The organism is Ensifer sp. ENS11, assembly GCF_014851895.1.
Taxonomy (GTDB): Bacteria; Pseudomonadota; Alphaproteobacteria; order Rhizobiales; family Rhizobiaceae; genus Ensifer; species Ensifer canadensis.
On record NZ_JACVAN010000083.1, the window covers coordinates 1 to 317 of the forward strand.

1 pseudogene is annotated in these 317 nt (G+C 63.1%); it reads right to left on the reverse strand.

Features of this window, described 5'->3' with window-relative positions:
• Positions 1-317 (reverse strand): annotated as a pseudogene (locus IB264_RS34325) (membrane assembly protein AsmA); the annotation flags it as partial.

The window sequence follows — 317 nt, forward strand, 5'->3', positions numbered from 1 at the left end:
CGCCGATATCGGCATCGAACCCGGTCAGAAGCTGCAAACCCGTCGAAGCGCCCGACTTCTCCGATTTCGCGTTGGGTTGCGACGAAGCCGAGGTAGTAGCCTCAAGAAATGCGCTCAGGTCCAACCGCTCGGCGTCGATGTCAGCGAGAAACCGCGGGCGATTGCCGGGTATGAAGAGTGCGTCGAGGCTAAGAGCCTCGTCTCCAACGAGCAATTTGCCGCCGCGGATCTGGTAGCTGCCATTGGTGTTGAGGGCGACTTGTCCGGTGGCCTCGAATGCGGAGAGCCCGGGGGCGGGGGCGGGATCCGCCTCGAAG